Source organism: Mesorhizobium sp. M5C.F.Ca.IN.020.29.1.1 (genome assembly GCF_003997375.1).
Taxonomy (GTDB): Bacteria; Pseudomonadota; Alphaproteobacteria; order Rhizobiales; family Rhizobiaceae; genus Mesorhizobium; species Mesorhizobium wenxiniae.
Genome location: NZ_RZSW01000256.1, coordinates 1 through 8,292, shown reverse-complemented (window position 1 = coordinate 8,292; position 8,292 = coordinate 1). Strand labels below are relative to the sequence as shown.

Sequence of the window (8,292 nt, the reverse complement as noted above, 5' to 3'; positions counted from 1 at the left end):
GCCAAGCGGGATCGACGCGCGGAATTTCTCACGGATTTCGGGCGTGTCGGCGCCCATGAATTTTTCCAGCATGCCGGTCTCGCCGGCGACCGGACAGAGGCAGTTGACGCGGATGTTCTTCGGCGCGAGTTCCACCGCCATGGATTTGGTGGCGGTGATCGTCCAGCCCTTCGATGCATTGTACCAGGTGAGGCCCGGCCGCGGCCTGATGCCGGCGGTCGAAGCCGTGGTCAGGATAACGCCGCCGCCTTGCCGGTCCATGACCGGCACAACCGCCAGCGCCGCGTGGTAGATCGCCTTCATGTTGACGGCCGTGATCAGGTCGAAGGTCGTCTCGTCGACCTCGAGCATATCGCCGTTGCGATGGGTGTAGCCGGCATTGTTGACCATGATGTCGATGCGGCCGAAGGCGCTCTTTGCGGCATCGACCATCTCGTCGAACTCGGAACGCAACGAGACGTCCGTCTGGGTCCAGATCGCCGCCCGGCCGATCTCGTTGGCGACGCGTTCGGCGCCCTTGGCGTTGAGATCGGCGACAACGACCTTGGCGCCCTCCTCGGCAAAGCGCTTGGCGATACCCTCGCCGAAACCTGACGCGGCACCGGTAACGATGGCAACTTTGTTTTCCAGGCGCATGGCTTTCTCACTCATGATTGAAGACGATCGCTCGGGCCGCCGCCGGCGAGGCCCGCCGAAAGATCAGTATACACGCTCGATTTCTCCTTTGGCTTTCGCTTCGATCCCGCTCTATGCTGCGTCTGCGAAGGCCACCCGGAACACGTTGCCGACAAGCCGCCGGGTTGCGCCAGTGTCAAGGGGCAGACCTCAAGGCCAATCGGCAAACCCATTGACCTTGGGATGTGACGTCGTGGCACTGGAAAATCTAAATCGATTAGATTATATCGACCGCGTCACAGCGACCGGCGTTAAAGCGGACAGACCATGACCAGCCAGATCATTCCCGTCGAGCCTTTCGACTTCATCATTTTCGGCGGCACCGGCGATCTGTCGGAACGCAAGCTTTTGCCCTCGCTCTATCATCGCCAGCGCGGCCATCAATTTTCCGAACCGACGCGCATCATCGGCACGTCACGCTCGAAAATGACCGACGAGGAATTCCAGGCGTTCGCCAAGCAGGCGATTTCCGACCATGTGAAACCGGCCGATATCGATGCCACGGAGCTGAAGACGTTTCTTGCCCGGCTTTCCTATGTCTCGGCCGACGCTACCAATGGCGCGGGCTTCGACAAATTGAAGACGGCGATCGGCGACAGCGAATGCATCCGCGCTTTCTATCTGGCGGTGGCGCCGGCGCTGTTCGGCGACATCTCGCACAAGCTGAAAGAGAATGGTTTGATCACGCCGAACTCGCGCATCGTGCTGGAGAAGCCGATCGGGCGCGATCTCGCCTCGGCGCGCGAGCTCAACGATCTGGTCGGCGATGATTTCCATGAAAGCCAGATTTTCCGCATCGACCACTATCTCGGCAAGGAGACGGTGCAGAACCTGATGGCGTTGCGGTTTGCCAACGCGCTCTACGAGCCGCTGTGGAATTCCGCCAATGTCGATCATGTGCAGATCACCGTGGCCGAGACCGTCGGCCTCGAAGATCGCGTCACCTACTACGACAAGGCCGGCGCGCTGCGCGACATGGTGCAGAACCACATGCTGCAGCTCCTCTGCCTCGTCGCGATGGAGGCGCCGTCGTCGATGGATGCCGATGCCGTGCGCGACGAAAAGCTAAAGGTGCTGCGGGCGCTGAAACGCATCAACGGCAACGAAGCCCCCAAGCACACGGTGCGCGGCCAATACCGTGCCGGGGCCTCGGCCGGCGGGCCGGTGAAAGGCTATGTCGAGGAGCTCGGCAGGAACAGCAACACCGAGACATTCGTTGCGCTAAAGGCCGAAATCGGCAACTGGCGCTGGGCGGGCGTGCCGTTCTACCTCAGGACGGGCAAGCGGCTGGCGACCCGCGTCTCGGAGATCGTCATCGAATTCAGGCCAATTCCGCATTCGATCTTCGGCGAAAGCGCCGGGCCGATCTCCGCCAACCAGCTGGTCATCCGGCTGCAGCCCGACGAAGGCGTCAAGCAGTTCATCATGATCAAGGATCCGGGGCCTGGCGGCATGCGGCTGCGGCAGATTCCGCTCGACATGAGTTTTGCGCAATCCTTCGACGGCCGCGCCCCCGATGCCTATGAACGGCTGATCATGGACGTCATCCGTGGCAACCAGACGCTGTTCATGCGCCGCGACGAGGTCGAGGCGGCGTGGAAGTGGATCGACCCGATCCAGGACGCATGGGAAAGCGCAAGGCAAGAGGCGCAGGGCTATACGGCCGGCACATGGGGTCCCTCGGCCTCGATTGCGCTGATCGAACGCGACGGGCGGACATGGCACGAGAGCAATTGAACGGCGCCGCCTACAGCTGGCACGCGTTTGCCGAACGCCAGGACCTGGCGGCAGCACTTGCCGGCCACGTCGCAGGCCGCCTTACCAATGCAATCGCAGAGCGCGGCACGGCACTGCTCGCCGTTTCCGGCGGCACGACGCCGGCGAAATTTTTCGCATCGCTTTCGAATATCCCGATCGCCTGGAACAAAATCACTGTGACGCTGGTCGACGAGCGTTGTGTGCCGGCCTCGTCTCCGCGCTCCAACGCCGGGCTGGTCGCCGCCAATCTTTTGCAAAACGCGGCCGCGGCCGCACGTTTCGTGCCGCTCTACCACGAGGCAGCAAGCATCGAGGATACGTGTGAGGCCGACAGCAGGATGTTGCGGTCGCTGCCATGGCCGCTCGATGTGGTCGTGCTTGGCATGGGAACCGATGGCCATACCGCATCGTTCTTTCCGGACGCCGACAATCTGGAAAAATTGCTCGACCCGTCCTCGGAAAGGGTCGTGTTCCCGGTCCACGCGGCAAGCGCCGGCGAACCGCGCCTGACGCTGTCGCTGGCGCGGATCGTCAGGGCCGGCTTCGTCGCACTGCACATCGAAGGCGAAGACAAGCGCAACGCATTCGAGAGCGCGATTGGATCGGAAACGCGAAAACCCATTCGTGCCGTGCTCGACGCAGCCGAGAGGCCCGTAGAGGTTTTCTGGGCACCCTGATTTCAACTTGCCGAGGGGTCCCGGCAGACAGCCGGACGATGTCTGCGGGACCTCGCCTGAAAGGACCGACGCCATGACCGCGAGACGCGATATCGAAGCCATCACCGAGCGCATCCGCCAACGTTCCAGACCAGGGCGCGAGGCCTATCTCGGCCGCATCGCCGAGGCCTCGCACCGCACCGCCAACCGGGCCGTGCTGTCCTGCGGCAACCTCGCCCATGGCTTTGCCGTGTGCAGCCCTTCGGAAAAGGTGGCACTTGGCGGCGACCGGGTGCCGAACCTCGGCATCATCACCTCCTATAACGACATGCTGTCGGCGCATCAGCCTTTCGAGACATTTCCAGCGCTGATCAAGAACGCGGCACGCGAGGCCGGCGGCATTGCCCAGGTCGCCGGCGGCGTGCCGGCGATGTGCGACGGCGTCACGCAGGGCCAGCCCGGTATGGAGCTGTCGTTGTTCTCGCGCGACGTGATCGCCATGGCCGCGGCAATCGGCCTGTCGCACAACATGTTCGACGCCGCCGTCTATCTAGGCGTCTGCGACAAGATCGTGCCGGGGCTGGTGATCGCGGCGCTGACGTTCGGCCATCTGCCGGCGGTGTTCATCCCGGCCGGGCCGATGACGACGGGTCTGCCGAACGACGAGAAGGCCAAGGTCCGCCAGCTCTACGCCGAAGGCAAGGCGGGAAGGGCCGAACTGCTCGAGGCCGAGTCCAAATCCTATCACGGGCCGGGAACCTGCACCTTCTACGGCACGGCGAACTCCAACCAGATGCTGATGGAGATCATGGGCCTGCACACGCCAGGCGCCTCCTTCGTCAACCCCGGCACGCCGTTGCGCGACGCGTTGACCCGCGAGGCGACGAAGCGGGCGCTGGCGATCACCGCGCTGGGCAACGCCTACACGCCGGTCGGCCGGATGATCGACGAGCGCTCGATCGTCAACGGCATCGTCGGCCTGCACGCCACCGGCGGATCGACCAATCACGCCATCCATCTGATCGCCATGGCGGCCGCGGCCGGCATCGCCATTACCTGGCAGGATATTTCGGACCTTTCGGAAGCCGTACCGCTGCTGGCGCGGGTCTATCCGAACGGCCTTGCCGACGTGAACCATTTCCATGCGGCCGGCGGGCTCGGCTTCCTGATCCGCGAACTGCTCGACGAAGGCATCCTGCACGAGGATGTCCAGACGGTTTGGGGCGACGGCTTGAGGCCCTATGCGGTCGAAGCCAAGCTCGGCGCCGATGGCGGCGTGATGCGCGAGGCCTCGCCGCGCGAAAGCGGCGACGAGAAGGTGCTGGCGCCGTTCAGGAAGGCGTTCCAGCCGACCGGCGGATTGAAAATGCTTTCAGGCAATCTCGGCCATGCCGTCATCAAGACATCGGCGGTGAAACCGGAGCGGCGCATCATCGAGGCGCCGGCCAAGGTGTTCGACAGCCAGCAAGGGCTCAACGAAGCATTCAAGGCCGGCTCGCTGACCGGCGATTTCATTGCCGTCATCCGCTTCCAGGGGCCGAAAGCCAACGGCATGCCGGAGCTGCACAAACTGACCACCGTGCTGGGCGTCCTGCAGGATCGTGGCCAGCATGTGGCGCTGGTCACCGACGGACGCATGTCGGGCGCGAGCGGCAAGGTGCCGGCGGCGATCCATGTGACGCCGGAGGCGGTCGAGGACGGGCCGATCGCCAGGATCCGTGACGGCGACATCATCAGGCTCGATGCCGAGGCCGGAACGCTGGAAGTGCTGGTGCCGGCCGGCGATTTCGCGCTGCGACGGGCGGCGGACAGCGATCTTATCGCCAATGAATTCGGCTTCGGCCGCGAGCTTTTCGCTGGGTTCCGGCAAATGGTCGGCCGCGCCGACCATGGCGCCAGCGCATTCGGAAACAACGTGGCGGAGTTGGCGCTGCAGTGAAAAAAGGGCGGCTCGTGGCCGTCTGACGCCGACTGTCGATTGCCACGCAATTTTTGCCTTTTTGGCCACTCTGTTACCTCTAAGTCATTATTGGCCTATCTCGTGACCGGTCATTCGTAGCCGATGCAGCGGGACTCGAGCGCTTCTGCGTCTTCCAGAAACGGCAAAAGTCCGAACCCAAGCGGAAGCTCGTTCGCCCCCGGCCGAATTCACGCCCATGACCCACCGCGAAGGGCCGCTTAGCGCCGCATGTCGGACGCTGAGATCAGCTTTGCCGCTTCCTGAAAGCAGACCTTGCCGGGGACCACGCTGGAGGTCGTGGTCGCGCCACTACCGGTCCTTCGCAGCGCGCCTCGTTAGCTGACCTTCAGCCACCGGCCGGAGTCGACCCCTTTTGCGGACACTGGTTGTCATCCGGATAGGAGAACACAGGATAAAGGTTCATAATGCTAACATCCCGATTATTAGCCCGCCCAAGGCCCGGCTGCTCTTGAACGTATAAGCTTCGACACGATGGCCGGGATGGCAGCCTCGAATATCGTCGGCTTGGCGATTATTCTGAGCGCGGCGTCCACGCTGCACCCGGGCGGCATCACCGAGATAGAAACCTCGGCACAGCGGCAGAAGCGCTGCGCCCTCTTGCCGGCCCCCTTGCTTCGACGCTCTTCGCCCTGGGCATCGTCGGCACGGACCTCCTTGCAGTGCCTGTTCTGGCCGGCTCGGCAGCTTACGCGATCGGCGAAGCGCTACGCTGGCCCACCGGGCTGACGCGAAAGCCCATGAAAGCAAAAGCCTTCAACGGAACAATCATGCTCGCGACCGTGATCGGGGCGGTTCAACTTCACGCCGATAAATCCGATAAAGGCGCTTGTCTGGACGGCGGTGATCAACGGCATCGTCGCCGTTCCGGTCATGGGGATCATGATGTATTTCGCCACACGCCGGGATGTGCTCGGGCAGTTCGTCGTCACCGGGGTGCTCAAATGGCTTGGATGGCTGACCACCGTCGTGATGGCTGTGGCTGTTGTAACGACGGGGTGGCCGCCTTCGCCTGACGTGCCGGGCGTAGGAGGGGCCCGATTCCCTGGCAAATCAAATTCGGTCAATCTTCGCGGCCTGCCTGCATGTCCTTCACAGTATTTGGCGATCGGGCGAGCCCTTTCGTTGGTCAGCGTTAGCCATTCCGGCATGATGCCCGATCCAACCGCTCGACGACGCCGTCAGGCGTGAGGGATGCCTGCGGGGCAAAGATGCAGCCGATTGCGCAGCGAGCCGATGGGAAGGCGTCTGATCGCTGAGCCGGCTGTGGAATTCAAATGCCGATTACGCGGGTCGATCCCACGCTGCGGAACCCGGGTTGGACATCACCGCGTCCATCTTGCCCACCTGGACCGGGGCCTGAGCTTGGCGGCATGGCGGAGTTGCTCCCAATTGATCGCATCTTCGACTATCCGGCCATCTTGGCATTCCATCGCGTTCATCGACGGACCCATTTTTTCACGCGTGAGATGTGCGATCGATTTCATTTCGGAGCCGGCCATGCTTATTTTCCTTGGCTACTGGAACTTTCAGTGAGAGCGCATGTTGGTTTCCCAGCTATGGGAGAGAAACCATGAACAAGGATGAAGTGAAGCGCTCTGCGAGAAGCGGCGAAGTTAAGGCAAAGCCTGGCAAACCGGCTGGTGACAAGAAAATGAGTGCCGGCGGAACTGCCGGCAAGCTTGACGAAAGCACCAAGAAGGGCCTTGGGAAGACCGAGGACAAGATCAAGGATCGTCTCAAGGGTTGATCAGACGTCAGGGCCGCAACCGTATCGCGGCCCTGCTGCCTAGACCCTTACATTCGGATCGTTGACGGTCACCGACCGCAGCACCTACACAGCCTGTTCTCACCCGCATCAGTGACTTTCAGGCTTGTCGGTCATTTGCCGCTTGCCAAGTTCACGGAACTCGCGACCTTGTTCGGCGGCGATGCCGGTTTCCCGCACCAAGCCGTGGATATGCATTAAGGTCGGCCTTAGAGCGCTAAACAACTCTGCCGGTTGGGACGTCAACGGCCGATTCTGCACAACCGATCTGTCTGAAACTGCCGTTTAGAACTTCTCCTGGCGGCATCGAATTTCGCGACCTCTTCCGGTCGCGACGTGCAACTCTACCAACCTCCGGCGACAGTGAAAATCGTCTCCTGTGCGGCTACTGAAGAGGCGATTCTTGAAAACGGAACATCCCTACATTGTCGCAGTTTACATTAGTGTAAGGTAAACAAGAGAACCGGGCCATGGGCCGAACCCTGCTGGTTTTCTCGGCGCTAAGGCTCTCCTTCGCTCAGGCGGGGGCGCAGGAATGGCAGCAGTTCGGCATCGAAAGGTTTGGGTTTGTTTTCGAGGTGCCGCCCGAGTTCGAACTGTTGCATCGTTCAAAGGACGGCGATGGCGCGGCCTTCCAATCCCCCGACGGAGCCCTCCTCGCCGTCTGGGGCACCGACGTCGCCGAAAGGGACTTCCTGCCTCAGGTCAAGAAACAGATCAGTCAGGACGAAAAAGAAGGCTGGGAATTCATCTATCGGCGGCTGACGCGTGATTGGGCAAGTTACTCGGGGATCAAAGACGACCAGATCCGATATGTCAGAGGCATAACGGTTGTGGCGATCGCGCCGCCATGTTCCTGATGGACTACAGCATAGAGCAAAAGTTGCCTACGATCCGGTCGTCATCCGGCTGGTTCGCTCGCTCAAGCCAGAAGATTGCTAACGGCTGGTCCGCCCAATCCTTGGAACTTCGAGGGCACGGACCCGTTTTTGCTCCATACCGACGGGAAGGAGCAAATCATGACAAACCAGGACCCCGACATTCGCGAGACCCACGATCTTATCGCCAGCGACATGGTCGTCGGCACCAACGTCTATGACATCCAGGGAAATCACATCGGGCAGGTCGAAAGGCTGATCCTCGAGAAGAGGGGCGGCAGGGTATCCTATGCCGTTCTCAGCTTTGGTGGTTTTCTTGGAATTGGCGACGACTACTATCCGCTGCCGTGGCAGAAGCTCGACTATGACGAGAGCCTTGCAGGCTTCCGCATTGACATCACGAAGGAGCAAGTTGAAGGCGCTCCGCGCTATGGTCGCGACCAGGATTTCGACTGGAATGCCGAGAGTGGCCGCCGCGTTTACGACTACTACGGCGTCCGACCGTATTGGGTGTAGCGAAGCCTCTAGCGCGCGTGCTCGGCGGGAGGCGACCCGGTGTTCGCTTGGCCCACCCAGACC

Annotated in this window: 7 protein-coding genes and 1 pseudogene; 7 read left to right on the top strand and 1 reads right to left on the bottom strand. The window is 61.8% G+C overall.

The window, feature by feature from the left end:
• On the bottom strand, positions 1-636 hold a 636-nt coding region (locus EOA85_RS20090; RefSeq protein ID WP_127210901.1), incomplete at its 3' end, for a glucose 1-dehydrogenase.
• Between the two features lie 306 nt (positions 637-942).
• Between EOA85_RS20090 and zwf the strand changes: the two genes are divergently transcribed.
• The 7 genes and pseudogenes from zwf to EOA85_RS20055 all read left to right on the top strand — a co-directional run bounded on the left by zwf (position 943) and on the right by EOA85_RS20055 (position 8,229).
• Complete coding sequence (zwf, locus tag EOA85_RS20085; RefSeq protein ID WP_127210900.1) at positions 943-2,412, top strand: glucose-6-phosphate dehydrogenase; 1,470 nt, start codon at positions 943-945, stop codon at positions 2,410-2,412.
• Complete coding sequence (pgl, locus tag EOA85_RS20080) at positions 2,394-3,110, top strand: 6-phosphogluconolactonase (protein ID WP_127210899.1); 717 nt, start codon at positions 2,394-2,396, stop codon at positions 3,108-3,110. The genes zwf and pgl overlap by 19 nt, the downstream gene beginning before the upstream one ends.
• Positions 3,111-3,183: 73 nt before the next feature.
• Positions 3,184-5,028 (top strand): phosphogluconate dehydratase, encoded by a 1,845-nt coding sequence (edd, locus tag EOA85_RS20075; RefSeq protein WP_127210898.1) that lies wholly within the window; start codon positions 3,184-3,186, stop codon positions 5,026-5,028.
• A 474-nt stretch (positions 5,029-5,502) separates the two neighbouring features.
• Positions 5,503-6,057, top strand: a pseudogene (locus EOA85_RS20070) (divalent metal cation transporter); the annotation flags it as partial.
• Positions 6,058-6,640: 583 nt separating this feature from the next.
• A complete protein-coding gene (locus EOA85_RS20065) occupies positions 6,641-6,817 on the top strand; it encodes a CsbD family protein (protein ID WP_127210897.1) in 177 nt (58 codons plus the stop codon).
• A gap of 488 nt (positions 6,818-7,305) precedes the next feature.
• The gene (locus EOA85_RS20060) at positions 7,306-7,695 is read left to right on the top strand and encodes a hypothetical protein (RefSeq protein ID WP_245485892.1); all 390 of its coding nucleotides are present in this window, start codon (positions 7,306-7,308) and stop codon (positions 7,693-7,695) included.
• Between the two features lie 159 nt (positions 7,696-7,854).
• Positions 7,855-8,229, top strand: coding sequence for a PRC-barrel domain-containing protein (locus EOA85_RS20055; protein ID WP_127210896.1), 375 nt, complete (start codon positions 7,855-7,857; stop codon positions 8,227-8,229).
• The last annotated feature ends 63 nt before the right edge of the window (positions 8,230-8,292 follow it).